The sequence below is a fragment of the Stenotrophomonas sp. CFBP 13724 genome, from assembly GCF_014841975.1.
Taxonomy (GTDB): Bacteria; Pseudomonadota; Gammaproteobacteria; order Xanthomonadales; family Xanthomonadaceae; genus Stenotrophomonas; species Stenotrophomonas lacuserhaii.
Genome location: NZ_JACYUW010000004.1, coordinates 70768 through 96099, shown reverse-complemented (window position 1 = coordinate 96099; position 25332 = coordinate 70768). Strand labels below are relative to the sequence as shown.

Here is a 25332-nt window from a genome sequence, read left to right as displayed (position 1 = left end):
TGGGCCAGCGCCTTTACATCAGCGCATCGGCCAGCCGCGCGATGCCTTCGCGGCTGCGCCGCCAGGTGGGGCGCTTGCGCCACTGCGAAAGCTCCAAGGGCCGCGAGTTGCGCAGGTAATCGTCCTCGATATCCAGCAATTGGCGCACGATCTTCCGGTCATAGCAGAGCAGGCCGATTTCGGCATTCAGCGCGAACGAACGGATATCCAGGTTGATCGATCCCAACAGGGCGATGTCCTCGTCCACGCTGAGGTGCTTGGCATGCAGGAAATGGGGTTCGTACAAGGCGATGCGCACGCCGCTGCGCAGCAGTTCATCGTAGTAGGCTTCCTGCGCCCACGCGGTCAGCCGTGCATTGCTGGTGGCCGATACGATCAGCTGCACATCCACCCCGGACAGGGCCGCGATGCGCAGCGCGCTCAGGGTGGCTTCGTCGGGCACGAAGTACGGGGTGACCAGCACGATGCGCCGGCGCGCGAGGTGGATCAACGCATTGACCGCATCGCGCGCGTTGCTGAAGGGGTAGGCCGGGCCACTGGGCAGCAGCTGGGTGGCCACGTCTTCGCAGCACACCGGCACATCGGCCATCACCTCCAGCCGCTGGCCGGTTTCCATGTACCAGTCGCTGGCGAACACCGCTTCCAGGTGGGCCACGGCGGGACCGCGCACCCGCGCCACCAGCTCGCGGTTCGGACGGCCGCGCACGAAGCCGGCATCGGCCAGGTTCTGCGAGCCGATATAGCCGACCTTGTTGTCGATGACGGCGATCTTGCGGTGGTTGCGCAGGTCCATGCGCCCGCTGCGGCGCCAGCGCAATCCACCGGGCAGCATCGCGCGGACATCGATATCGCGCGCCATCAGGCGCTTGCGGTAGGCCCGCAGTCCACGCTTTGCGCCTACCGCATCCAGCAGCAGGCGGCAGTGCACGCCGCGCGCGGCGGCACGCTGCAGCGCCTCCACGATGGCCTCGCCCACCGTATCGTCGAACATCAGGTAATACAGCAGGTGGACGCGCTCTTCGGCCTGGTCGATGTCGGCGATCAGGTGGGCCAGCGAGTCGTCGTAACCGGTCAGCAGGTCCAGTGCATTGCCGTGCACCGGCATGAAATCGCCCTGCCGCTCCACCAGTGGCACCATTTCGGCGACGGTGGTGTCCGCGTCCGGCTGCCAGCGCAGGGCCGCCTGCAGCGCCTGTTCTTCGCGGATCACCTGCGAGGCTTCGGCCTGGCGGCGCAGGCGCTCGGCCGACAGCCACGGATGGCCGAACAACAGATAGAGCGGCAGGCCCAGCAAGGGCACGAAGCCGACCAGCAGCAGCCAGCTGCGTGCGGCGCCGGGCGTGGTGCGGGCGGGGATCCACAACAGCGCGGCCAGCCGGATCAGCCAGTCCAGCAGCAGCAGCCATGATCCCAGCATCCACTCGAAGAGCATCGCGCCACCTGCCCGAAGGAAGCCGCATTCTGCCACGGGCTGGGCCACGGCAAAAAAGAAACCCGCCTCGCGGCGGGTTTCTTCATTGGGGAAGCTCAAGCATCCTGGCGGATTACTTGATCTTGCCTTCCTTGTACGGGACATGCTTGCGCACGACCGGATCGTACTTCAGGAATTCCATCTTCCCGGGGGTGTTCTTCTTGTTCTTGTCCGTCGTGTAGAAGTGGCCGGTACCGGCCGTCGAAATCAGACGGATCTTGTCGCGCTTGCCTGCCATGATTTACTCCTCAGACCTTTTCGCCGCGCGAACGCAGCTCAGCCAGAACGGAGTCGATGCCGTTCTTGTCGATGGTGCGCAGTGCATGCGCGGAAACACGAAGCTTGACCCAGCGGTTTTCGCTGGCGACCCAGAAGCGGCGCTCGTGCAGGTTGGGCAGGAAACGACGACGGGTCTTGTTGTTTGCGTGCGAGACGTTGTTACCCGTCTGCACTCGCTTGCCGGAAACTTGGCATACGCGGGACATTGCGCACCTCGATAAGTTTGTATTGAAAGTCCGGCCAGGGAAGGCCGAGCTTCTGCGGAAGGATCCGCACATGTTGTCAGCCCGTAGCCCGGGCGACGGCGGCCTCGATGGTTGCCCATCACACGTCAAGAGAATCAAAGGGTTACGCTGTCCTAGGCGCACCGGAGGACGTATTCCCGGCACCGCCATCCGGGGTTGACCGGACACAGCGAGCCGCGAATTATGCCGCGAAGCGGGGAAACCTGCAAGCCTGCCCGGCAGCGGGCGCCGGTTTACGGAGCCCTCGCCCGGTCCCTGCTACACAGGGCACATGAGACTCCTCGCGCTGACCTACGGCACCGAAGGCGACACCCGCCCACTGACCCTGCTCTGCCGCGGGCTGATCGACGCCGGGCACCAGGTGCTGCTGCTCGCCGACGGCGGCACGCTGGGCAGCGCGCGGGACCTGGGTGTCCCCCATGCCGCCCTGCAGGGCGACATCCACGAAGAGGTGGTGGCGCTGCTGTCGCGCGGCAACAGCCCACGGGCCGCCAGCAGCGGACTGGCCCGGATGGCGCGCCGCCACGTGGCCGACTGGATGCGCCAGGCCGACCACGCCGCGGCAGGCTGCGATGCGGTGCTGGCCGGTGGCCTGGCCGCCTTCGTCGGCATGAGCGTGGCCGAACGCCACCGCATTCCTGTGATCGGTACCGGGATGATCCCGATCACCCCGACCCGCGCCTTCCCCTCGCCGTTCCTGCCGCCCGGCTGGACGCCGGCTCCCCTGAACCGGCTCAGCCACCGGCTGGTGACCCGATTGATCTGGCAACAGTTCCGCGGGCCGATCAACCAGGCCCGCCGCGCCGTGCTGGGCCTGCCGCCGGCCACCACGCCGTGGATCGATGCGCCGATGCTGTACGGGGTGTCGCCGAGCCTGGTCGCCACGCCTGCGGACTGGCCGGCCGACCATCGCGTGTGTGGCCAGTGGCGACTGCCCGACAGCACCGACTGGTCGCCGGCGCCCGCCCTGCAGGGGTTCCTGGATGCCGGCCCACCACCGGTCTACGTGGGCTTCGGCAGCATGACCGGCTTCGACCGCGACGCGGTGCTGTCGGCCCTGCTGCGCATGCTGGAAGGACGCCGCGTGCTGTTGTCGCCCGGATGGTCCGGCACGCCGGCATTGGCCCTTCCCGGCAACGTTCATGTGGTGGGGGCGGTGCCGCATGAAGCCTTGTTCCCGCTTACCTCGCTGGTCATCCACCATGGCGGCAGCGGTACCACGCACTCGGCCTGCCGCGCCGGCGTGCCCTCGATGGTGATGCCGTTCGCGGCCGATCAGTTCTTCTGGGCCGACCGCCTGCATCGGCTCGGCGTGGCGCCGCGGGCCCTTTCGCCCCGGCGGCTGGACAGCCGGCGACTGTCGGCCGCACTGGCCATCGCCGAACATCCGGACGTGCATGCGCGCGCGACGGCACTGGGTCGGCGGATGGCGACGGAAGACGGTGTGGCCACCGGTGTGGCGGCGGTGGCGCAGCTGCTCTCTCAGCCGACGGCCAGCTGCAGTGCCATGCCGCCGAGCACGTCCGCGCGTTCCCGATCAGACCCATGAAGCACGATGAAGTCGCGCGCGCAGGCGGCGAACTCGGCCTGATCGGACTGCGCTTGCGCGATCGACTGCTGCTGCAGCTGCCGCAGGTCATCCGGCACTCCCGGCAACTGCAGGGCGCGCAACGCAAGCCAGAGCGCCCCCAGCAAGCGCGCGCGCCGGCTGGTGAGGTCCTGGTGGTTGAGCTGGAAGAATTCGATCGTCACCCGCGCACGTTCGTGGTCGCGGCCGCGCTTGCGGCGCGGCACGGCCAGCACGCCGTCAAAGCGGATGATCCGTGCCGGATCGGTGTCCAGGGTGCCGAGCGGATAGACCAGCAGCGGATCTTCGCTCCGTGCCGACTGCGGCGTGGACGCGCGCGTGCGGCGCCTGCCCCGCACCGGAAAGTAGTCCGCTTTCAACGTCGAATTGCAGCGGGTGCAGGCGATGACATAGTTCAGGGGATGGTAGGCAAGCAGGTAATAGCCGCGGGTGCTGGGCCTGCCGACCGGGCACGGCGGAATGAAGCCGACGGCCCCCCTGCCGGTGGCGGGCGGCCACGCCCCCACTTTCGATTTGGGCCGGAAGTGCTCGACTTCGTGGACCTTGCTGGCCAGCGCGCGGCCAGCGAGACGGCTCTCGCAGTAGGCGCATTTTTCATGCTGGAGTCCGATGTAGACCTGCTTGATGTCGCCCCAGAATTCCCTGCCTTCCAGGTAGTGACCCTGGCCTCGGTATTCGGCGGTGCGCTGCCGCGCCTTTTCCAGCCAGCGGCCATCGTGGGCAGCGATGAGGGCAACCAGTTCGGCTTCGGTCACCGGGATGCGGATCATGCCAGGCCCTCCCCGCAGGCAAGCAACTGCAGATAGGCTGCTGCCGCAGCGGGATCGCCCCGCTCGCTGGCCAACCGCAATCTGTCCAGCGCCTCACCCACCTCCGCGGGTCGGGTGGTGGCCAATCCGAAGTACGGGCTGAGCAGCACCTGGTCGGCACTTTGGCCGTGTATCCGTTCGGGCAGGCGGCGGCACTGGGTGCCCTCGCTGCCCGCGTGTTCGAGCACCAGCAGGTTCGACGGCTGCAGCGCGCCCACCACCAGCGGACTGTGGGTGGTCACGATGAACTGCAGGTTCGGCAGCGCCTGCGACAGGGTGGACAGCAGCACGCGCTGCCATGCCGGATGCAGGTGCAGGTCGATCTCATCGACCAGCACAACGCCCTGGTTGTCCACCAGCCTGCGCCCGGACGGTGCGCCCATGCACAGCTGATGTAGCAGGTCGCCGATCCAGCCCACATACGCCTGATAGCCGTCGGACAAGCCTTCGAACGGAAGCAGGATACCCTCCATATCGAACCGGGTAGCCTCACCGGGGGGGGCCGCCGCCAGACGGCATCCCGCCGGTAGCAGGCAATCCATCAGGGTGACCACCTGCCGGTAGCGACCCGGGTTCTGCAGCGCGAACGCAGGCAACCAGGCAGCCAGCGGCAACAGGCCGCGGTTGTCGAACAGGCTGGCCACGCGCTGCCGTCGCTGTGTCGCCAGCGGCATCGATGCTGTGCTCGTCCCTGCCTGCGCGTGATCGACCCAACGCGAGGCGCCGTAAGCCACCAGGAAGAACGCACTGGGTTCGCGCACCTGCTGGATCAGGCGCAGCTCACGTGCCAGTACGTGATCCTGCGGGCGATGCCAGTCGATCAGGTCGAGCTCGCCGACACGCTCGATCCGCGCCTGCATCGGCAACATGCGTGGAGGCTGCCCGGCGCACCGCAGCAGGTCCTGGCCGTGCAGCCGCAGGTCGATATCGATCGAGGCGAAGTCGGCAGCCATCCGGTCCCTGCCTGCGCCGGCGCGTGGTGCCCTGCGTACCCAGGCGCTGCCCTCCAGGGTGGGATCGCGCTCGATCACCGGCGCCAGTACACCCAACGCAATGGCACGCAGCACGGTGGATTTGCCCGTACCGTTGCCGCCGAGCAGCACATGGATGTTGGAAAGTGCGCCGGCCACGCCAGGATCGTCGTCCGCCGCGAAGTCGATCCGTGCGTCGCTGAAGGCACGCAGGTGCTGGATGCGGATGGCGTCTACATGCAAGGTGGCAACCCCTTCGACGCCCGGCCGCGCGCCTCGTACCCAGCGTAGGCGGGGCGCGCTGGCGGCCGCCAGAGGCAACCGGGTCAGTTCAGGACTGCATCAGCGCAGTCACCCAGTCGATGAACACCCGCAGGCGCTGGTTCACGTGCCGGTTCGGTGGAAACATCAGGTGCATCGGCATCGACTCGATCTGCCAGTCCTCGAACAGGCGCACCAGTTCGCCGCGCGCAGCAGGCGCGGCGGCCATGTAGTCCGGCACGCAGACAATGCCGAGCCCGGCCAGGCCAGCGGCGAGGTAGGCGTCGCCATCGTCGACGGCGATCACGTGGCGTCCCTGCAGGTCGATCTGCTCTGCGCCACGCTGCATCACGAAGCGGCGCGTGCGGCCGGTACGCGGTCGCAGGAAACCAACCGTGAGCTGATGCGGCCCTTCCAGTTCGTCTGGATGGGCGGGCCTGCCATGGCGCTGCAGGTAACCAGGCGACGCATGAATGCCGAAGCCGAGGTCACCGATATGACGCGCCACCAGCGACTGTTCGACCGGCGCACCGCCGCGGATGACGCAGTCCACGCTGTCCCCGATGAGGTCGACTTCGCGATCGCTGACGCCGATCTGCAGCTCGATGTCCGGATAGCGCGCATGGAAGTCGGGCAGCGCCGGCACCAGCAGCAGGCGTGCGAACGGGCTGGGCACGTCGATGCGCAGGCGGCCACGCGGGGCGGCGGTGGCAGTGGAAAGGCTGGCTTCGGTGTCTTCCAGTTCGGCCAGCAGGCGCACCACGCGCGGATAGTAGACCTCCCCTTCCGCGGTCAGGTTGACCTGTCGGGTGGTGCGGTTGAGCAGGCGCACGCGCAGGTGCGCTTCCAGCTGCTGCACCCGTTCGGTCACCCCGGTCCGGCCCAGCTGCAGGGTCTGCGCCGCGCGGGTGAAGCTGCCGGTCTCCACCACCCGCGCGAACACGCGCATTGCGTCGAAGCGGTCCATGCCGGGCCCCTATTTGTTGGATATGCCGAACAATCTAGGCGCTCTGGGTCGGTTTATCCATCAGACCAGCCGGTCCAGTATGAATCTCGTGCTGTGGCAGCCTGCCGGGCCCCTGACGGAGCAATCCCATGAGCCGTGACGTCGTGTTTCCCGCTGGCCGCCAGGCCCTGTATGAGCGCAACCGCTACTCCCCGGCGGTGCGCGCCAACGGCTTCCTGTTCGTATCCGGCCAGGTCGGCAGTCGTGAAGACGGCTCGCCCGAGCCCGAACTGGATGCGCAGGTCCGCCGCGCCTTCGACAACCTCAACGCAGTGCTGGCCGCAGCCGGCTGCAGCTTCGATGACGTGGTCGACGTGACGGTGTTCATCGTCGACCCGGAGAAGAACTTCGAGAAGGCCTGGGCGATCGTGCCGGAGTACTGGGGGGAGGCGCCCCACCCCACCCTGACCGGCATCGGCGTGACCTGGCTGTATGGGTTCCAGTTCGAGATCAAGGTGATCGCCAAGTTGCCGGCGCAGGTGGGTGGGTGACGACCGTTGGTCGTCACGCCCTTCCAGCGGCCATGGGAAAGCAGAAGCCGTGACGACCAACGGTCGTCACCCACCAGAGCAGTCGTCAGTGTTCGCGGCGGTGCAGCCAGCGGTACAGCACCGGCAGCAGCAGCAGGGTCAAAAGCGTGGACGATACGATGCCGCCGATCACCACCGTTGCCAGCGGCCGCTGCACTTCCGAACCCGCACCGACATTGAACGCCATCGGCACGAAGCCCAGCGAGGCTACCAGCGCGGTCATCAGCACCGGCCGCAGCCGGCCGAGCGCACCGTCGCGCACCGCGTCCGGCAGCGCCAGTCCCTGCCCGCGCAGTTGGCGGATGAAGCTGATCATCACCAGCCCGTTGAGCACCGCAACGCCGGACAGCGCGATGAAACCCACTCCGGCGGAGATCGACAGCGGCATGCCGCGCAGCGCCAGCGCCAGCACGCCACCGGTCAATGCCAGCGGCACGCCACTGAACACCACCAGCGCGTCCCGACTGGAGCCGAAGGCCCAGAACAGCAGCGCGAAGATCAGCACCAGGGTGACCGGCACCACCACCGCCAGCCGCTCGCTGGCTGAAATCAGCTGTTCGAAGCTGCCGCCGTAGTCGATCCAGTAACCGGCGGGGACCACCACATGCGTGCCCACCGCTGACTGCAGGTCAGCGACGAAACCGCCGAGGTCACGGTCACGCACGTTGGCGGTGACCACGATGCGCCGCTTGCCGTTTTCACGGTTCACCTGGTTCGGCCCTTCGCTGGTTTCAATGCGGGCCAGTTCGCGCAGCGGCACCGTGCGCGGGCCGCCACTGGCCGCGCTGTCGCCACGGCTCAGCTCATCGGCGTCGCCATTGGCAAGCGCCGGTTCCAGCGACACCGGCAGGTCCGCCAACGCCGCCGGGTCCTGGCGCAGGGCTTCGGGCAGGCGCACCACGATGTCGAAGCGGCGATCGCCTTCGAACAGCTGCCCCGCCACCGTACCGCCGACGGCGGTGGCCACGGTCGACTGCACCTGCCCCGGATTGAGCCCGTAGCCGGCCAATGCCTGGCGATCAGGCCGCACCGTCAGCAGCGGCAGGCCGCTGGTTTCCTCCAGTCGCACATCGGCGGCGCCGGGCACGGCGGAAACCACCTGTTCCACCTGCCGGCCGATCTGCGCCAGGGTATCCAGGTCATCGCCGTACACCACCACCGCCACATCCGCACGCACACCGGAGATCAGTTCGTTCATGCGCATCTGGATCGGCTGGGTGAACTCGTAGTTGTTGCCCGGCAGCTGCTCCACCGCCGCTTCCAGCTCGTCCAGCAGCACGCCGCGCGGCTTGCGCGGATCGGGCCAGTCGCGCCGATCCTTCATCATCACGAAGGTGTCGGCCACCGATGGCGGCATCGGATCAGACGCCACTTCCGGCGTGCCGATCTTGGAGAACACCTTGGCTACCTCGGGGAACTGCAGCAGGCGCGTTTCAATCTGCGTCTGCATCCGTACCGACTGGCCCAGGCTGGTTCCCGGAATGCGCATGGCATGCATCGCCACGTCACCCTCGTCCAGGCTGGGAACGAACTCGCTGCCGAGGCGGCTGGCCAGCACGCCGCAGCCCACCACCAGCACCAGCGCGGCGGCCACTGCCCAGCGCCCACGCCGCAGCACGAAGCCCAGCAGCGGCTGGTAGCGCCGGCGCAGCCAGGCCATCACCCGGTTTTCCTTCTCCTGCACCCGTCCACCCAGGAACAGCGCGATGGCGGCCGGCACGAAGGTCAGGCACAGCAGCATCGCGCCGGTCAGCGCCAGCACCACGGTGATCGCCATCGGGTGGAACATCTTTCCTTCCACCCCGGTCAACGCGAAGATCGGCAGGTAGACCGCAGTGATGATGCCCAGGCCGAACAGGCTCGGACGGATCACTTCGGCGGTCGCGCTGGCGGTTTCGGCGAAGCGTTCGGCGGCACTCATGTCGCGGCCCAGCGCATGCTGGCGCTCACCGAAGCGGCGCAGGCAGTTCTCGATGATGATCACCGCGCCATCGACGATCAGGCCGAAATCCAGCGCGCCCAGGCTCATCAGGTTGGCCGACACCCCACCGCGTGCCATGCCGGTCAAGGTGAACAGCATCGCCAGTGGGATCACTGCTGCGGTGATCAGCGCGGCACGCACGTTGCCCAGCAGCAGGAACAGGACCACGACCACCAGCAGCGCGCCCTCCAGCAGGTTCCTGGCCACGGTGGTGATGGTGCGGTCCACCAGCGCGGTGCGGTCGTAGCTGGCGGTGGCGGTGACCCCTTCCGGCAGGCTGCGCTGTGCCTGCGCCAGTTTCGCGGCAGCAGCCTGGGCCACCTCGCGGCTGTTGGCGCCGACCAGCATCACCACCGTGCCCATCACCACCTCATGACCGTCCTGGGTGGCCGCGCCGCTGCGCAGCTCCGCCCCTTCGGCCACCTCGGCCACATCGTGCACGTGGATCGGCACCCCTTCGCGGCGGTCCAGCACGATGTTGCCGATCTCTTCCAGGTTGGCCACCTGGCCGGGTATGCGCACCAGGAACTGCTGCCCGTTGCGCTCGATGTAGCCGGCGCCCACGTTCTGGTTGTTGGCTTCCACCGCGGCCGCCACATCCTCGAGTGTGAAGCCCAGCGCGCGCAGCCGTGCCGGGTCCGGCGTGATATGGACCTGGCGCTGGAAGCCGCCGATGGTATTGACCTCGGTGACCCCGGGCACGTTGCGCAGCTGCGGGCGGATCACCCAGTCCTGCAGCGTGCGCAGGTCGGTGGCGGTGTAGGCCGTGCCATCGGGCTTGCGCGCTCCGGGCGCGGCGTCGACGGTGTACATGAAGATCTCGCCCAGGCCGGTGGCGATCGGCCCGAGCTGCGGATCCAGGCCGTCAGGCAGCTGCGAGCGGACCTGCTGCAGACGTTCGGCCACCTGCTGGCGGGCGAAGTACAGGTCCGTGCCGTCTTCGAACACCACCGTCACTTGTGACAACCCATAGCGCGACAGCGAACGGACCTGCTCCAGTGCCGGCAGCCCGGCCATCACGGTTTCCACCGCGTAAGTAATCCGTTGTTCGCTCTCCAGCGGCGAGTAACCGGGTGCCGCGGTATTGATCTGCACCTGCACGTTGGTGATGTCCGGCGTGGCATCGATGGGCAGCCGGCCGAAGCTCCACGCACCCACCAGCACCAGCACCACGGTCAGCGCCATCATCAGCCAGCGCTGGGCAATGGCGCCGCTGATCAGACGTTCCAGCACGCCGGGCGTGGCGCGTCCGGCCATCGTTTCAGTGCTCATGCGCTGCCCCCGCCTTGCCGATGTCCGCCTTCACCGTATAGCTCTGCTCCACCACCACCTGTTCGCCCGCCCGCAGCCCGCCGATGACCGCAACCTGGCGTGCGTCGCGTGCACCCAGCTGGACCTCGCGTGCCTGATAAGCGTCGCCGTCGCGGACGAAGACCACGTCCTTGCCCTCCAGGGTCTGCAGCGCGCTCAGCGGTACCGCCAGCGGCGCTGGCGTACTGGCGACGACGATCCGTGCGCGCACCGCCGCACCGGGTCGCCATAGGCCATCGGCGTTGTCGATGGTGGCCCGGGCAACGGTGCTCTGGCTGGCGGTGGCGGTGCCCGGCAGCACGCGTTCGAGGGTTACGGTCTGCGCGACGCCATCGGTCATGCGGGTGATGGTGACCGGCACCCCTGCGGTGATGTGCTGGGTATCGGCACCGAAGATATGCAGGTCCACCCACAGCTGCGACAGGTCACCGATGTCGAACAATACCTGGCCTTCGGCTGCTACTGCGCCCAGTTGCACCTGCCGCGACAACACCACGCCGGAGATCGGCGCGGCGATGCTGTAGAGGGTCAGGCTGAGGTTGCTCTCGATGCTGGCCAACGGCTGGCCGGCGCGCACCCGGTCACCGACATTGGCGCGCAGTGCACGCACCGGTCCGGGGAAGCGCGCCGTCACCTGTGCGCTGCGGCCATCGACAGGCGCCAGCAGGCCCTGCACTTCGTGCTCGTCGGCGATGGTGCCCGGGCCCGCGGCTGCGCTGACGATGCCGGCGGCGCGGGCTTGTGCGTCGCTGATACGGGTGCTGTCGGCGGGCGCTTCATCATCGTGCGATTCACCTTCTGCGTGCGCGTGTGCGTCTTCGGCGGAGTCCTCGGCCTTGCCAACGCAGCCCGCCAGCAGGGCAGACAGCAACAGGATCGCGAGCGTGCGGCGCGTGGCCACGATGATGGGGGTCATGGTGCAGCTCCTTGGGTTGCGTTGGCGACCAGTGGCTGTCCGGTCAGCCGCTGGATCTCGATCAGGGCACTCTGCGCGGACACCGCTGCATCCAGCTGGCGCTGCCGCGCTTGGATGCGCATCGCCTGCAGCTGGGCCCATTCTAGGTAACTGATGGCGCCGGCGCGCCACGCGGTTTCGGCAGCCTTCTCCGCACGACGCAGCTGCGGCAGGACGTCACGGTCCATGCGGGTCACCTCCAGACGCGCGTTTTCGTAGCGCCCATGCGCTTCGGCCAAGGTGGCATGCAACTGCAGGGCGCGCGCCTGCCGCTCCACGGCACTCATCTGCAGTTCGCTGCGTGCCGCGCGGATGTCCGCATCGGCGCGCCGCACACTGCCAAGTGGCACGCTGAAGCCCGCCACCAGCGAGGAATCGCGGCTGGCGCGGTCATTGCGCAGCCCGAACTGCCAGGACACATCGCTGCGCTGTTGGCTGCGGGCCAGTTGCACCTGCGCTTCGCGCACGCGCTGCTCACCGGCGATCATCGCCAGCTCCGGGGTCCGCTCGAGCAGATCGGCCAGCCCGGCGAAGTCCTGCAAGGCGGGCAAGCGCAGGGGATCACCACTGGCTACATCGAAATCCACGCTGCGCGCGTTCCACAGCGCCGCCAGCGAAAGGCGCGCAGTGCTGCCTTCCTGCAGGGCACGATCTAGATCCAGCTCGGCCTGGGCCACCGCCGCCTGCGCGGTCATCAGGGTCGAGGCCGGTGATGCGCCAGCGCTGAGCCGCCGGCGCGCTGCGTCGACCGCGCGACGGCGCTGCTCGATGTCATCCAGCGCGATGCGCTGACGGCCACTGGCGACGGTGATCGCAAGGTAGCGACGGGCCACTTCGGCCATCATGTCCAGCCGGATGATCTCGCGCTGTGGTGCCAGGGCGTCGATGTTGGCCTGGGCCAGGGCGCGGCGGGCATTCAGCTTGCCGCCACGTTCCAGGACACCGGCCAGCGACACGGTGGTTTCCAGCGCGTCGATGCCGCGGCTGTTGCCGCTGCCAAGCGCGTTCTCGATGTCCACCCCGAACACCAGTGGCGGTGCCAGCCCGGCTGCGTCGTAGCGGGCGCGGGCGGCCTGCTGCTGCAGGGGCAGCAGTCGCAGGTCGGGGTGGGTGCGCGAAACACGTTCGATGGCAGCATCGAGCGTCAACGGGACGGCGGGCGATGTCACCTGTGCGCCTGCGCACGGTGCCATCGCCAGGGCCGCAAGCGCGGCCAGGCGTTTCCACATGGGATTTCTCCAGCAATCTCAGGACAGGATCGGGTCGTCCGCTGCGTGCGGACCGCGGATCAGGCCTGGATCGGGGGACGCAGCGGGCTGTCCTGTGGCGCGGGACGCCAAGTCGCGTCATGCGGAGCGTGGCGCATGCCGGCCGGTGCAGTGATCAGTTCCCAGCCTGCGTATGCAAAGGGCAGCACGCCACCCTGGCCATGACAGTGGCCGCAATGCACGAGTGCATGCAGCAGGCGTGCGCCGGTATCGTCATCATCGTGGCCGGTCTCCATTCCGGCATCGCCATGCGGCGCGGCGGGATGATCGGCATGGGACAACTCATGCAGGTCACCCAGCGCCGACGCCAACGCGCCACCGGCCGTGCCAAGCGCCACCACCACCAGCATCAGCAGGCGGATCAGGAACAACGGGCGTCGGCGGACAGTACGGATCATCATCGTCAGGGTAGCGGCCGCACGAGGCGTTACACAATCGCAGCGCAGGCGACCGGTGCTAGAGGGGGGTCTGCAGATCGTGCAGGGAAGCGCCAGTGACTTCGTGCATGCCGGGCGGCAAGGCAGCTTTCAGCGCGTCCAGTGTCGCGAAATGCCTGCCGCGTACGCCGTTCCAGCCGCTGTTCGCGGTATCGGCGACGTCCAGATGCCAGCCCCTGGCCGAATGCTTCAGCGCGGTGCGCACCAGCTGCGGTGTCCGCTGCGAGCGATGCACCAGCATGAAGGCGCCCTGCTCCGCATGCCGTATGGCATAGCGGCCGGGCCGCTCGAACTCCGTACACAACACCCGATAGGCTACGTGGGCCGTCGCCTTGCAGGCATCGATGTTGAACACGTAATCGGGCTTGTTGAGATAACCGCGATGCCGGCTGTAATCGTCCTTGATGACGGCGCGTTCCGCAGCCGCCAGCACGTGGGCGATGCCTGGCGGTGCATGCTCGCCGTAGCACGGCATGCCCACCATCCAGATGATGCCGGAGGCATCCGGCGCGTTGGCCATCACGCGGGGCACGCTCGATGGGCGCGGAGGCAGCGTTGGCGGCACGTCGCGGTTCGCAGTTGCAACCGGCGTGGCGGGACTGTCTTGCAGGGAGGGAAGCATGCGGCAGGCCTGTCTGTTGGACCAGACAAGCCTGCCCTGCTGCAGAAAATCCGCTACCAGCAATCAGCCTTTGCGGCGCTCTGCGATGAAGGCCTGGATCTGCTGTTCCAGCACCGGCAGCGGCACCGATCCCTGCTGCAGTACGGCGTCGTGGAACGCCTTGATGTCGAATGAGTCGCCCAGTTCCTTCTCCGCCTGCGCGCGCAGCCGCACGATGGCGATCTCGCCGAGCTTGTAACTGAGTGCCTGGCCCGGCCAGGAGATGTAGCGATCCACTTCGGTGGTGACTTCGTGTTCGCTCAACGCGGTGTGGTCGCGCAGATAGGCCAGTGCCTGCTCGCGGCTCCAGCCCTTGCTGTGCACGCCGGTATCGATCACCAGCCGCGCCGCACGCCACATTTCGTAGGTCAGCCGGCCGAAGTCTTCGTACGGGGTCTCGTAGATGCCCATCTCCACGCCAAGCTTTTCGCAGTACAGGCCCCAGCCTTCGCCGTAGGCGGAGATGTAGCTGTTGCGACGGAACTCCGGCAGCTCGCCCTGCTCGGCCGCCAGCGCGCCCTGCAGCGCATGGCCCGGATCGGACTCGTGCAGGGTCAACGCGGGCAGGTTGTACAGCGGTCGCGCCGGCAGGTTGTAGGTGTTGAGCCAATAGGTGCCCATGCCACCGCGGCCGGCGGTCCAGAACGGGGCGATGTCCGGCGGCACCGGCACGATGGTGAAGCGTGCGCGCGGCAGCGTCATGTATTTACCGATCACTCCGTCCACCCGCTTGGAGATCCACGCCGCGCGATGCAGCAGTTCATCGGGTGTCCTGGCGTAGAACTGCGGATCGGTACGCAGGAAGGTCAGGAACTCGCCGAAGCTGCCCTTGAAACCGACCTGCTTGATGATGGCGTTCATCTCGGCCTGGATGCGTGCCACCTCGGCCAGGCCGATCGTGTGGATCTCATCCGGGCCCAGGTCCAGGGTTGTGTATTCGTGGATCTGCTGTTTGTAGAACGCCTTGCCGTCCGGCATCGCTTCGGCGGCCAGCGTGGTGCGCGCCTGTGGCACGTACTCCTGCAGGAAGAAGCGGCGCAGCTGCTGGAACGCTGGGATGACCTTGCCGGCGATCGCCTCGCGCGCCTGCGCCTGCAGCTGGGCCTGCTCGGCGGCGGGGATGCTGGCAGGCAGTTTCTTGAACGGCGCGTACAACGGTGACCGGGTCGGGTCGGTGAGGTCGGCGACGTTGGAGATCGCCACTTCGCGGCCATCCAGCACTGCACGCGGCACGCTGAAACCACGCGCCAGGCCGGCACGCATGTTGTCGGTCTGCTGGGTGAAATAACGCGGCACGTCGTTGAGGCGCGCGATGTAGTTGCGATGGTCCTGCGCGGTCTTCATTTCGCGACGGGCCATGAAGGACAGGTTCGACCAGAACGAGGAATCCGAATTGAACGGCATCTCGTAGGTGCGCAGGCGCACGTCCTCGGCCAGGTTGAACACCTGGTCGCGGTAGATCGCCAGGTTGACCTGGTTCACCGCTGACAGGGCCTTGGCATCCAGCCCATCCAGTTGCTTGAGCACGCCGTCCCAGACCGCAAGCCGCGCCTGCTGTGCGGCCGGGCCTACATCGGGCATGCGCGCGGCGCTCTCCGGGGCGTCGCCGTCTTCGCTGGCTTCACCTCCACCGGCCTGGCGCCACGCCCATTCCTTTTCATAGATCGCGCGGAACGCGGCGTCGGCGGCACTTTCATCGGCAACGCTGGCCGGCGCCGCCGTGGCGACCGGCGGGGCCGCGTGGGCGAGCAAGGGAGCGGACAGGGCGAGCAGCAGGGCAACGGCAAGGCGGGTTTTCACGAGCGCAGGATTCCCGGGGAGGCAGGCCTTCGATGATGGCACCGATGCTGCCCCGCTACATGGGTCGAACGTCCTGCCCGCGGACTAGTGAGCGGCCTTGTCGCGCTTCCAGCCGCGGTGGGCGATATCCAGCTTCAGGCTGTACAGCGCGGTGAACGCAGGGAAAAGGTTCTGCAGCACGCCGACCGAGTCCTGTTTTGCGGAAAACAGGAAGTAACTCAGCGTCATCAGGCTGCCGACCACGCTCATGTACCAGAACAACCGCGGGATCACCGGCTTGCCGGCGCGCCGCGAAGCGACGAACTGCACCAGCCAGCGGCCGCCGAACATCAGCGCGCCGGTGTAGCCGATCAGCTTCCAGCCGGTGACGTGCAGCCCGGTCCAGTACAGCCAGGTCAGCGGCTGGTCCAGCAGGGGAAGGTCCATCAGCGTTCTTCCACGGCGGTGCGGCGGCTGCGCGTGATCAACCAGGCCACCCCGCGCAGGTCGCGCAGGCCGACCAGCGCCCGCTGCAGGTTGTTGTACTTGGACACTCCGGCGGTACGCGGGCGGTGGTTGACCGCCACGCACTGCGTGGTCCAGCCGGCACGCTGCATCAGCGCGGGCAGATAGCGGTGCATGTGGTCGAAGTAAGGCAGGTCCAGGAAGGCGTCGCGCTCGAACAGCTTGATGCCGCAGCCGGTATCGGGGGTGGCGTCGTGCAGCACGCGTGCGCGGATCGCATTCGCCCAACGGCTGGCCCAGCGCTTGCTGCCACTGTCCTTGCGGTTGACGCGCCAGCCAGCGAACAGCTTGACCTGGGCGTCCGCCGCTACGCGTGCATCGAGCAGCTTCGGAATATCGGCGGGATCATTCTGGCCGTCGCCGTCCAGCGTGGCGATCCACGCGCCGCGAGCGTGCTTGACGCCGGTCCGCACCGCCGTGCTCTGGCCGCTCTGGCTGACGTGGTGCAGCACGCGCAGCTCCGGCGTGGTGGCCTTCAGGGCCTGCAGCACCGCCAGCGTGTCGTCCCCTGAATGGTCGTCCACGTAGACGATCTCGAACGCCACGCGGCCGCGCAGCGCTGCGGTGATTTCAGCCACCAGCGGGGCGACGTTGTCGCGTTCGTTGAATACCGGGACGACGACGGAAAGCTCTGGATGACTCATCGGGAACTCGGCCAAGGGAAAGTAAAACAGCGCGCATTCTCCGCTGCCGAGGTTATCCGAAGATGAACCCGGCTGCCCAGCAAGGCCGCCTTCAGCCGCTTTCAGCCGCTTTCGCCGAAATAATCCCGGCACCACGCCACCACGGGCGGCAGACCCTGTTCGATCGGCAGGGACGGTGAATAGCCGAACGCGTCATGGGCACGGCGGGTGTCAGCCATCGTGCGCACCATGTCGCCGGCCTGCATCGGTTTGTAGACCTTGCGTGCAGGGCGAGCGGCGGCTTGCTCGATCACCTCGATGAACCGCTCCAGTTCCACCGGGGTGTGGTTGCCCAGGTTGAACACGCGGTGCGGCACCGGCTCGGTGCTGGAATGCGCGAGCGCACCAAGGATGCCCGCCACGATGTCGGAAACATGTGTGAAATCGCGCTGCATCCGGCCTTCGTTGAACACCTCGATCGGCCTCCCGGCCAGCACCGCGCGGGCGAACAGCAGCGGCGCCATGTCCGGCCGCCCCCAGGGGCCGTACACGGTGAAGAAGCGCAGACCGGTGGCGCGCAGGCCATACAGCTGCGCATAGCTGTACGCCATCAATTCGTTAGCGACCTTGGTGGCTGCGTACAGCGAGCGCGGCTGGTCCACGCGCTGGTCTTCGGAGAACGGCGGGGTGGCCGAATCGCCATACACCGAACTGCTGCTGGCATACACCAGATGCTCCACGCGGTGGTGGCGGCAGGCTTCCAGGATGTTGACGAAGCCACTGAGGTTGCTGTCGACGTAGGCCTGCGGATTTTCCAGCGAATAACGCACGCCGGCCTGCGCCGCCAGGTGGATCACCGCCTGCGGCTGGACCTCTTCGAACAGCGCAGCCAGGCCGTTGCGGTCGGTCAGATCCAGCGTGCGCAGGTCCAGCTGCGGGCACAGCGCCGCTACGCGGTCGCGCTTCAGCTGTGGATCGTAGTAATCATTGAAATTGTCCAGGCCGACCATCGGCTGGCCGGCCTGCAGCAGCGCCTGCGCGGTGTAGGCCCCGATGAATCCCGCAGCACCGGTAAGCAGGATCTTCATGCGGTCGCTCAGCCGCGCTGGGCCCGCAACCGTTCCAGCACGCCATCCAGCGTGTCCAGATCGGTGTAGTGGATGACCAGCTTGCCTTTGCCGCCGCGGCCGTGGTTGATCGCCACCTTGGCACCGAGCGATTCGCTCAGCTCGGTTTCCAGCGAGGCGATATCCGCCTGGGGCGCGCTGCGCGGCGCCGGCTGCGGGCGGTTGCCCGGCACCTTGCCGGCGGCGAACGCCTGCGCGCGGCGCTCCACTTCACGCACCGACCAGCCTTCATCGGCCGCTTCCTGGGCCAGCTTGCCGGCCAGTTCCGGGGCCAGCGTCAGCAGCGCGCGGGCGTGGCCCATTTCCAGGCGGCGCGATTCCAGCAGCACGCGGATCGCGATCGGCAGTTCCAGCAGGCGCAGCAGGTTGGACACCGATGCACGCGAACGGCCCACCGCTTCGGCGGCTTCGGCGTGGGTCAGGGTGAACTCGCTGATCAGCCGATGCAGCGCTTCGGCTTCTTCCAGCGGGTTGAGGTCTTCGCGCTGGATGTTCTCGATCAGCGCCATCGCGATGACGGTGCGGTCTTCCAGCTCACGCACCACCACCGGCACTTCGTCCAGGCCGGCCAGCTGCGACGCACGCCAGCGGCGTTCGCCGGCGACGATCTCGTAGTTGCCGCCCGGCAGCTGGCGCGCCAGGATCGGCTGGATCACGCCCTGCGACCGGATGGAATCAGCCAGTTCGGCGAGCTTGGCCTGGTCCATTTCGCGCCGCGGCTGGTACTTGCCCGGCTGCAGCTGGCCGATCGGCAGCCTGCGCAGCACCTCACCAGGCAGCGGTTCGATCACCGCCGTGGCCTGCACCTGGCTCACCGAAGCCTTCGGTCCCAGCAGGGCATCCAGGCCGCGGCCGAGGCCACGCTTCTTCCCTGCGGCGGGCTTGGTGGTCATCAGGCAGTCTCCACGGCCTTGGCGGCCTTGTTGCGATCGTTGTTGCGACGGATGATCTCCCCGGCCAGGCCGAGGTAGGCCACGCCACCGCGCGAGCCACGGTCGTAGCCGACGATGCTCTGGCCATGGCTGGGCGCTTCGGCCAGGCGCACGTTGCGCGGTACGATGGTGCGGAACACCAGGTCGCCGAAGTGTTCGGTGAGCTCGCCGGACACCGCGTTGGCCAGGTTGTTGCGCACGTCGAACATGGTGCGCAGCACGCCTTCGATTTCCAGGGCCGGATTGAGGTTGCCGCGCAGCGCTTCGATGGTTTCCACCAGCGCGCTCAGGCCTTCCAGGGCGTAGTACTCGCACTGCATCGGCACCAGCACCGAATCGGCGGCGGCCAGGGCATTCAAGGTCAGCAGCGAAAGTGCCGGCGGGCAGTCGATCAGGATGTAATCGTACTCATCGCGGATCGGTGCCAGTGCGCGCTTCAGGCGCTGCTCGCGCTCGCCCTGGCCCATCAGCTGGATCTCGGCGGCGGTCAGGTCGATGTTGCCGGGCAGCAGGTCATAGCCCTCGGCCGATTTCACCCGCACTTCCGCCGCGGTGCTTTCGCCCAGCAGCAGGTCATAGGTGGACGAGACCAGATCGCGTTTTTCCACGCCGCTGCCCATCGTCGCGTTGCCCTGCGAATCCAGGTCCACCAGCAGGACGCGCTTGGGGGCGTGGGCCAGGGCGGCGGACAGGTTGACGGCGGTCGTGGTCTTGCCGACGCCACCCTTCTGGTTGGCGATGGCGATGATGCGGGCCATGCGGGTGAGCCTCGTCGACGGTTGCTGGGGCTGGTCATTATGCGTACAACCAGCCCCGGGCGGAAATCGGGATGCGCCAGGGCCTTGCCGAACAAGGACCGGCGCAGCCGTTCAAGGACCGGTAATGGTCACCAGATGGCGCTCGCCGGACAGCCCGGGAACCTGCAGCGGCACTACCTCGCGCACGCTCCAGCCCTTCGGCAGTGCGGCGATTTCATCGTGCGGATGGATGCCTTTCATCGCCAGCAGCACCCCGCCCGGGCGCAGCAGGTGGCCACCCACGCGCACGATACCTTCCAGCGTGTCCATCGCACGCGCGGTGATCTGGTCGTACTGGCCGGGCTCGTCCAGCGCTTCAGCGCGCGATTCGGCGACCCGCGCATTGCCCAGCTGCAGTTGGCGCACGGCTTCGCGCATGAAGCGCGCCTTCTTGCCGTTGCTTTCCACCAGGGTGACGTGCAGGCCCGGGCAGGCGATGGCCAGCGGAATGCCGGGCAGCCCCGGACCGGTGCCGAGGTCGGCCAGGGTGCCTTGGGTTACGTGCGGCTGCATCGCCAGCGAATCCAGCAGGTGGCGGGTGACCATCTCCTGCGGATCGCGCACGGCGGTGAGGTTGTAGGTCTGGTTCCAGCGATGCAGCAGGGCCAGGTAACGCAGCAGCGGCGGCGCCAGCTCGGCGGCCAGGCCCATGTCGGCCAGGCCACGCTGCAGCGTGTCGGCGACGGCAGGCGGAAGGTTGTGTTCGCTCATGCCGGCATTATCGCCGGTTTCACCCGGCCACGAGCGCTTCAGGCCGCGTGCCAGGCCAGCGCAGCGCGGAAATCGGCGCGCGCCTGCCACTCATGCAGGTGCCAGCGCGCGGCCGGGCCGAGTGCCGGATCGCACCAGTGCAGCTGCAGGCTGCCGTCGCGGGCGGGGGCGAACTGCAGGCGGTGCAGGCCGAAGGAGATGCCTTGCCCGTCCGCCTTCAGCATGGCCTCCTTGGCACACCAGACACGGAAGAACCAGTGTTCGCGATCAGCCTCGGACAGGCTTTCCAGCCATTCGATTTCCGCCGGGTGGAAAAAGCGGCGGACGATTTCCAGCAGGCGCGGTCGGGGACGCAGCAGTTCCAGGTCCACCCCCAGCCGCACGCCTTTGCCCAACGCCACCAGCAGCAGCTCGCCGCTGTGGCTCCAGCCGGTGCCGTAGCCGGACAACGCGGCAGACAGTTCCGGGCGGCCACGCGGATCACGGACCAGCGGCAGCGCCAGCGGATCGCCCCCCAACGCCTCTGCCAGCACCTGTCGCGCCTGCGGTTCGCCGCGTTGTCCGGGCACGTGGGGACGGCGCCAGACCGTCACCGGACCGAACTGCCACGGGCCATCGAGGGGCAGCTGCGGGGTCACGATGCGCTCCTGCCAGCACGACTGCACAAGCGGTTCACGGCCGGGCGCGTCAACTGAGGTCCCTTGGGACGTGGAGGTGTGGCGATGGGCATCATCATCTGGTTGATCGTAGGCGGCATCGTGGGCTGGCTGGCCAGCATCATCATGAGGCGCGATGGCCAGCAGGGCATCATCCTCAACGTGGTGGTCGGCATCGTCGGCGCACTCATTGCCGGCTTTCTGTTCGGTGGTGGGATCAACGACGCGATCACGCTGCGCACCTTCCTGTTCTCGTTGATCGGCGCGGTGATCCTGTTGGCGATCGTCAACCTTTTCACCCGCAAGAGCATACGCTGACGCCGTCGTGGTGCCGGCCGCTGGCCGGCGGATGCATCAGCACGGGGCCCGGCAAAATGCCGGGCCTCGTTGTTTCAGGCCAGCTGCACCCAGGCCGGTGCGTGGTCGCTGGGGCGCTCCCAGGTCCGCGGCTCGCGATCAATGCCCGATGCCACCGCAGACGCCTTCAGCGCCTCCGATACGAGGGTGAGGTCGATGCGCAGGCCAAGGTTGCGGCGGAAACCGGCGGCGCGGTAATCCCACCAGCTGAACACTCCGGCCTCGTCACTGTGCAGGCGGAACGCATCATGCAGTCCCAGCTGCAGCAGCTTGTTCAGCGCGCCGCGTTCGGCGGTGGAGGTCAGGATGTGGTTTTCGTTCCAGACCAGCGGGTCGTTGACGTCACGTTCGTCCGGGGCGATGTTGAAATCGCCCATCACGATCAGCTTCGGGTAGCGCTGCAGTTCACTGGCGATCCAGGCGTGCACGGCCTCCAGCCAGCGCAGTTTGTAGGCGTATTTGTCGGTGCCCACGTCCTGGCCGTTGACCACGTACAGGTTGATCACCCGCAGCTCGCCGAAGGTACCGGCGATGACGCGCTTCTGCTCGTCTTCAAAGCCGGGGATGCCGATCTGCACGTCCTGGGCCGGCTCGCGCGACAGCAGTGCCACGCCGTTGTAGGTCTTCTGGCCAGCGAACACGCTGCGGTAGCCGGCGGCGATCAGCGCCGAATCCGGGAACTTGTGGTCTTCCAGCTTGGTTTCCTGGATGCCGACGATATCCGGGCCGAAGTCCTTGAGCCACTGCTCCAGGTGCGGCAGGCGGACGTTGAGGGAATTGACGTTCCACGAGGCGATTTTCATGCGGGGATTGTAGCCCGCCCGGTGGTGCGGCCCGGTAGCGCCGAGCCATGCTCGGCGGCTCTTTGCCGAAGACTACGGATATGTTCCGCCGAGCATGGCTCGGCGCTACCCGCCTTCAGGCCGGCGGGACGTCCCAGCCGAACAGATCCAGCGCCTTCTGGAATGCGGCGTCGACCGGTGCGCGCACATCCACCGTGCCACCGTCCGGATGCGGGAAGCGCAGGCGCTCGGCATGCAGCAGCATGCGGTGCACGCCCTGCATGCGGAAGATGCGGTTGTGCCGCCCATCGCCATGGCTGGTGTCACCAATCATGTGGTGCGACAGGTGCTTGAGGTGGCGGCGGATCTGGCGGAAGCGCCCGGTCTGCGGCTGGCAGCGCAGCAGCGCATAGCGCGAGGTGTTGAACTCACCACTCGGCACCGCCAGCTCGCCGGTCGCCAGGCGCTGGAAATCCGTCACCGCCGGCTTCTTCACCGGCTTGCCGGGGCCGCCGTCCAGGTCATGGTCGACCTGCCAGCTTTCCTCTGCCGGCCACCCACGGCACACGGTGAGGTAATCCTTCTGTACCTCCCCGCCCATCAGCGACTTGCCCAGCGCGCTGGCGGTATCGCGGTCGAAAGCCAGCAGCAGGCAGCCGCTGGTGGCACGGTCCAGCCGGTGCACCAGGAAGATCTGCCGGCCCAGCTGCTCGCGGAGCCGATCGGCCAGGAAATCATCCTCGCCGCGCGCCAGCTTGCTGTCGTGGACCATCAGCCCGGCCGGTTTGTTGACCACCGCCAGGCGTTCGTCCTGGTGCAGCAGCTGCAGCGGTTCCGCTGCTGCGGCGGCAGACGCATCCTCCTGGATCGTTTCGTCGATCACCGGGTCGCCCCCATCATCGCCACCACGCCCGTGCCAGCGCCAATGCACCCAGCACGCCGGACACCGCGCTCCAGATCGGCATGTCGCCGAAGTACAGGCCCGGCGGCTGCAGCACGTACAGCAGCGCGGCGATCGCCAGCAGGCCGACACCGGTGATTGCGCCCACGGCGCGCTTCTGCAGCCGTCGCAGGCTGGCATCCAGTGCGGCCAAATCGCGCGAGCGCATCGACAGCTCATGCCGTCCTTCCACCTGCTGGCTCAGCCAGGCGTGCACCAGCCGCGGCATGTCCGGCGCATGGGTCATGATTTCCGGCACCCGCTTGCCGATCTCGCGCAGCACCCGGCGCGGGCTGTAGCGCGCACGCAGGATCTTCGCCAGCACCGGCTTGGCCACCGCCCAGATATCGATCTGCGGATCCAGCTGGCGCCCCACCCCTTCGATGTTGAGCAGGGTCTTCTGCAGGAGGATCAGCTGCGGCTGCAGGGTCAGCTGGTAGCGCTGCGCCACGCGGAACAGCTTCATCAGCACTTCCGCCAGCGAAATCTGCGACAGCGGGCGGGTGAAGTACGGCTCGCACACCGAACGCACCGCCGACTCCAGCTCGTCGATGCGCACGTGGTCGGGCATCCACCGGGCCTGCACATGTAGTTCGGCGATGCGCCGGTAATCGCGGTTGAAGATGGCCATGAAGTTCTCGGCGAGGTAGTACTGGTCCTCCTGCGAGAGCTGCCCCATGATGCCGAAATCCAGCGCGATGAAGCGCGGATTGGCGCGGCGCTGCGGATCGATATCGACCCAGATGTTGCCGGCGTGCGCGTCGGCGTGGAAGAAGTTGTCGCGGAACACCTGGGTGTAGAACACCCGCACGCCCTTGGCCGCCAGCGCGACGCGGTCGATGCCGGCGCGGTCCAGCGCTTCGATGTCGTCCGAGGGGATGCCCCACACGCGTTCCAGGGTCAGCGCGCGTTCGGCGGTGTGGCTCCAGATCACCTCGGGCACGTACAGGTCGTCGGAGTTCTCCCAGAACCGGCGCAGCACGCTCGCATTGGCCCCTTCGCGCTGCAGGTCCAGTTCTGCCGAAAGCGTGTTTTCGATCTCGGCCACCACTTCGCGCGGGCGGATCTTGTCGGCGCGCGGATGGGTGCGCTCGACCAGCGTCGCCAGCGAGTTGAGCAGGGCGATGTCGGCGACGATCTGCTTTTCGATGTCCGGGCGCAGTACCTTCACCACCACCTGCCGGCCATCGCCGAGCGTGGCGGCGTGCACCTGGGCGATCGATGCCGAGGCCAGCGGCTCGGTATCGAAACTGGCGAACGCCGCACTGACCGGCATGCCCAGCGCCTGTTCGACGATGCGCCGTGCGGTATCACCGTCGAACGGCTTGACCCGATCCTGCAGCAAGGTCAGTTCGACGGCTACATCCGGCGGCACCAGGTCGCGGCGGGTGGAGAGGATCTGTCCGAACTTGACGAAGATCGGGCCGAGGTCCTGCAGCGCCAGGCGCAGCCGCGCACCGCGGGACTGCGCGGCGATGTCCGCCGATGCGCGTGGCACGAAGGGTTTGGCCAGCCGCAGCCAGCGCTCGGCCGGGGTGCCCTGCAGCAGGTCGTCCAGCCGGTAGCGCAGGATGATGCGGCCGATGCGGCTGGCCCGCAGCAGCGCCTTCACGCGGCACCCCGCAGGCGTTGCACGCGCGCGGCGATGCGCTCGACGTCGTCACGCAGCACGTCCACGTCGTCATGGAAGGCATCCAGCTCGCCGCGCGGAACCACGTCACGCGATTCCTCGGTGACGAACTCGGCGGCCGTATGCGCGAGGTCGGACGCGCCGCGGCGTGCATGCTGCAGGGCACTGCGCAGGGTATTGGCCACCTGCACACCCAGCACTTCGCCGAACACGCGCACGAAGGGCAGCTGCCAGTCCGGATCGAAGCCCTTGGCCAGCTGCTGCAGGCGGCGCGCCAGTTCTGCATCGCCGGCCACCCGCACGCGCCCGGCCGTGTTGGCCTGGGCGCCGCGTGATCTTGCCAGCAGCGGCAGCTGTGCCAACACCCCGGACAGGCTGCTGCGCACGGCCAGGTCGGCTTCGCGATGGTCAACCGGCCCCACTTCCAGCGCCTCGCCGTGCACGCTGATGCGCATCGCCAGCGCGGGCGCTTCCAGGGTCAGGTCGATATGGCGGCCATCCAGTGCGGTCAGCGCCTGGCGGGTATCAGGGTCCAGCGCAAGCGCGCGGTTGAGCGCGGCTTGCAGGGCGCGGCCGGCAACCGGCTTGAGCGACTTGAGCAGGGAAAGAGGCATGGCGGGCATTCTACCTGCCTGATGAGGTAGTGACGCCCGCTGTGGTCGGTGACGACCGGTGGTCGTCACGCTGTTCCCGCTGCGCT

At 67.7% G+C, this 25332-nt stretch carries 25 protein-coding genes and 1 pseudogene; 3 read left to right on the top strand and 23 right to left on the bottom strand.

Going from position 1 to position 25332, the window contains the following annotated elements; all coding sequences use genetic code 11:
* Nucleotides 1-13: 13 nt before the first annotated feature.
* The 3 genes from cls to rpmB form a co-directional block, all read right to left on the bottom strand.
* Complete coding sequence (cls, locus tag IFT63_RS15545; RefSeq protein WP_192085016.1) at nt 14-1432, bottom strand: cardiolipin synthase; 1419 nt, start codon at nt 1430-1432, stop codon at nt 14-16.
* A 112-nt stretch (nt 1433-1544) separates the two neighbouring features.
* On the bottom strand, nt 1545-1709 hold the full coding sequence (gene rpmG / locus IFT63_RS15540; RefSeq protein ID WP_042613882.1) for a 50S ribosomal protein L33: 165 nt from the start codon (nt 1707-1709) through the stop codon (nt 1545-1547).
* A gap of 10 nt (nt 1710-1719) precedes the next feature.
* Complete coding sequence (gene rpmB, locus IFT63_RS15535) at nt 1720-1956, bottom strand: 50S ribosomal protein L28 (protein ID WP_019185625.1); 237 nt, start codon at nt 1954-1956, stop codon at nt 1720-1722.
* A gap of 310 nt (nt 1957-2266) precedes the next feature.
* Here rpmB and IFT63_RS15530 point away from each other — a divergent pair, with 310 nt between their 5' ends.
* Nucleotides 2267-3544 (top strand): glycosyltransferase, encoded by a 1278-nt coding sequence (locus IFT63_RS15530; protein ID WP_192085015.1) that lies wholly within the window; start codon nt 2267-2269, stop codon nt 3542-3544.
* Here IFT63_RS15530 and IFT63_RS15525 read toward each other — a convergent pair.
* From IFT63_RS15525 to IFT63_RS15515, 3 genes are all read right to left on the bottom strand, one after another.
* Nucleotides 3478-4353, bottom strand: coding sequence for a hypothetical protein (locus tag IFT63_RS15525; protein WP_192085014.1), 876 nt, complete (start codon nt 4351-4353; stop codon nt 3478-3480). The two genes, IFT63_RS15530 and IFT63_RS15525, sit on opposite strands and share 67 nt — an antisense overlap.
* Nucleotides 4350-5606: an AAA family ATPase gene (locus IFT63_RS15520; RefSeq protein ID WP_192085013.1), complete on the bottom strand. Its 1257-nt coding sequence runs from the start codon at nt 5604-5606 to the stop codon at nt 4350-4352. Before IFT63_RS15520 ends, IFT63_RS15525 begins: the two co-directional genes overlap by 4 nt.
* A gap of 88 nt (nt 5607-5694) precedes the next feature.
* A complete protein-coding gene (locus IFT63_RS15515) occupies nt 5695-6591 on the bottom strand; it encodes a LysR family transcriptional regulator (protein ID WP_192085012.1) in 897 nt (298 codons plus the stop codon).
* Nucleotides 6592-6719: 128 nt separating this feature from the next.
* On the opposite strand from IFT63_RS15515, the gene IFT63_RS15510 reads away from it, so the two are divergent.
* Nucleotides 6720-7121 (top strand): RidA family protein, encoded by a 402-nt coding sequence (locus tag IFT63_RS15510; RefSeq protein WP_192085011.1) that lies wholly within the window; start codon nt 6720-6722, stop codon nt 7119-7121.
* Nucleotides 7122-7206: 85 nt separating this feature from the next.
* Here IFT63_RS15510 and IFT63_RS15505 read toward each other — a convergent pair whose 3' ends face one another.
* The 13 genes and pseudogenes from IFT63_RS15505 to IFT63_RS15445 form a co-directional block, all read right to left on the bottom strand.
* Nucleotides 7207-10374 (bottom strand): CusA/CzcA family heavy metal efflux RND transporter, encoded by a 3168-nt coding sequence (locus tag IFT63_RS15505; protein ID WP_192085116.1) that lies wholly within the window; start codon nt 10372-10374, stop codon nt 7207-7209.
* 28 nt (nt 10375-10402) lie between these two features.
* A pseudogene (locus tag IFT63_RS15500) lies at nt 10403-11191 on the bottom strand (efflux RND transporter periplasmic adaptor subunit); the annotation flags it as partial.
* 173 nt (nt 11192-11364) lie between these two features.
* Nucleotides 11365-12636, bottom strand: a complete 1272-nt coding sequence (locus tag IFT63_RS15495; protein WP_192085010.1) for a TolC family protein — start codon at nt 12634-12636, stop codon at nt 11365-11367.
* A gap of 59 nt (nt 12637-12695) precedes the next feature.
* A complete protein-coding gene (locus tag IFT63_RS15490) occupies nt 12696-13076 on the bottom strand; it encodes a hypothetical protein (protein ID WP_192085009.1) in 381 nt (126 codons plus the stop codon).
* 55 nt (nt 13077-13131) lie between these two features.
* A complete protein-coding gene (locus IFT63_RS15485; RefSeq protein ID WP_192085008.1) occupies nt 13132-13635 on the bottom strand; it encodes a hypothetical protein in 504 nt (167 codons plus the stop codon).
* 162 nt (nt 13636-13797) lie between these two features.
* Nucleotides 13798-15549, bottom strand: a complete 1752-nt coding sequence (locus tag IFT63_RS15480) for a DUF885 family protein (RefSeq protein WP_197974439.1) — start codon at nt 15547-15549, stop codon at nt 13798-13800.
* Nucleotides 15550-15657: 108 nt separating this feature from the next.
* The gene (locus IFT63_RS15475) at nt 15658-15999 is read right to left on the bottom strand and encodes a lipid-A-disaccharide synthase N-terminal domain-containing protein (RefSeq protein ID WP_101099439.1); all 342 of its coding nucleotides are present in this window, start codon (nt 15997-15999) and stop codon (nt 15658-15660) included.
* Nucleotides 15999-16721, bottom strand: a complete 723-nt coding sequence (locus IFT63_RS15470) for a glycosyltransferase family 2 protein (RefSeq protein ID WP_192085006.1) — start codon at nt 16719-16721, stop codon at nt 15999-16001. Before IFT63_RS15470 ends, IFT63_RS15475 begins: the two co-directional genes overlap by 1 nt.
* Nucleotides 16722-16822: 101 nt before the next feature.
* Nucleotides 16823-17788 (bottom strand): NAD-dependent epimerase/dehydratase family protein, encoded by a 966-nt coding sequence (locus IFT63_RS15465; RefSeq protein ID WP_192085005.1) that lies wholly within the window; start codon nt 17786-17788, stop codon nt 16823-16825.
* A gap of 8 nt (nt 17789-17796) precedes the next feature.
* The gene (locus IFT63_RS15460) at nt 17797-18720 is read right to left on the bottom strand and encodes a ParB/RepB/Spo0J family partition protein (RefSeq protein ID WP_042613894.1); all 924 of its coding nucleotides are present in this window, start codon (nt 18718-18720) and stop codon (nt 17797-17799) included.
* A complete protein-coding gene (locus IFT63_RS15455) occupies nt 18720-19517 on the bottom strand; it encodes a ParA family protein (RefSeq protein ID WP_042613895.1) in 798 nt (265 codons plus the stop codon). Before IFT63_RS15455 ends, IFT63_RS15460 begins: the two co-directional genes overlap by 1 nt.
* Nucleotides 19518-19628: 111 nt before the next feature.
* Nucleotides 19629-20267: a 16S rRNA (guanine(527)-N(7))-methyltransferase RsmG gene (gene rsmG / locus IFT63_RS15450; protein ID WP_192085004.1), complete on the bottom strand. Its 639-nt coding sequence runs from the start codon at nt 20265-20267 to the stop codon at nt 19629-19631.
* 38 nt (nt 20268-20305) lie between these two features.
* Entirely contained in the window at nt 20306-20905 is a 600-nt protein-coding gene (locus tag IFT63_RS15445) for a 4'-phosphopantetheinyl transferase superfamily protein (RefSeq protein WP_342450503.1), read from the bottom strand.
* An 84-nt stretch (nt 20906-20989) separates the two neighbouring features.
* Here IFT63_RS15445 and IFT63_RS15440 point away from each other — a divergent pair, with 84 nt between their 5' ends.
* Nucleotides 20990-21241, top strand: coding sequence for a GlsB/YeaQ/YmgE family stress response membrane protein (locus tag IFT63_RS15440; RefSeq protein ID WP_101099446.1), 252 nt, complete (start codon nt 20990-20992; stop codon nt 21239-21241).
* Between the two features lie 74 nt (nt 21242-21315).
* Here the strand turns inward: IFT63_RS15440 and xth are convergent, their stop codons facing one another.
* The 4 genes from xth to IFT63_RS15420 all read right to left on the bottom strand — a co-directional run bounded on the left by xth (nt 21316) and on the right by IFT63_RS15420 (nt 25246).
* Nucleotides 21316-22083, bottom strand: a complete 768-nt coding sequence (gene xth, locus IFT63_RS15435) for an exodeoxyribonuclease III (protein WP_192085003.1) — start codon at nt 22081-22083, stop codon at nt 21316-21318.
* A 115-nt stretch (nt 22084-22198) separates the two neighbouring features.
* Nucleotides 22199-22942, bottom strand: a complete 744-nt coding sequence (locus IFT63_RS15430) for a pseudouridine synthase (protein ID WP_192085114.1) — start codon at nt 22940-22942, stop codon at nt 22199-22201.
* A gap of 16 nt (nt 22943-22958) precedes the next feature.
* Nucleotides 22959-24614, bottom strand: a complete 1656-nt coding sequence (ubiB, locus tag IFT63_RS15425) for a ubiquinone biosynthesis regulatory protein kinase UbiB (protein ID WP_192085002.1) — start codon at nt 24612-24614, stop codon at nt 22959-22961.
* On the bottom strand, nt 24611-25246 hold the full coding sequence (locus tag IFT63_RS15420) for an SCP2 sterol-binding domain-containing protein (RefSeq protein ID WP_192085001.1): 636 nt from the start codon (nt 25244-25246) through the stop codon (nt 24611-24613). Before IFT63_RS15420 ends, ubiB begins: the two co-directional genes overlap by 4 nt.
* Nucleotides 25247-25332 lie beyond the last annotated feature (86 nt).